Origin of the sequence: Corynebacterium jeikeium (assembly GCF_000738175.1) — a bacterium.
GTDB lineage: Bacteria > Actinomycetota > Actinomycetes > Mycobacteriales > Mycobacteriaceae > Corynebacterium > Corynebacterium jeikeium_C.
This window is the reverse complement of sequence record NZ_JFCH01000001.1, coordinates 1-230: the sequence shown is the minus strand read 5'-3', so window position 1 is coordinate 230 and position 230 is coordinate 1. Positions and strand designations below refer to the sequence as shown.

The window sequence follows — 230 nt, the reverse complement described above, 5'->3', positions numbered from 1 at the left end:
TATCCAGGGCGATGGACGCTGTACAAATGGTTGCGTGAACCCGCCAAACCTGGTCGCCCCCGCAAACAGTCAAGAACACTGACTCGCTACCCGTTTGAGGTCAAGCTTCGCGCTGTTGAGCTCTTCCACGCTGGCTGGAGGCCAGCTGACATCGCTGTGGAATGCGAGCTGCGCTCAAAGATGAGTGTCTATTCCTGGGCACAACGCCACCGTGAAGAGGGAGAATGGGG

1 pseudogene is annotated in these 230 nt (G+C 57.8%); it reads left to right on the top strand.

Annotated elements, in window-relative coordinates:
* Window positions 1-156 precede the first annotated feature (156 nt).
* Window positions 157-230: pseudogene (locus tag JQ46_RS11600) on the top strand (transposase); the annotation flags it as partial.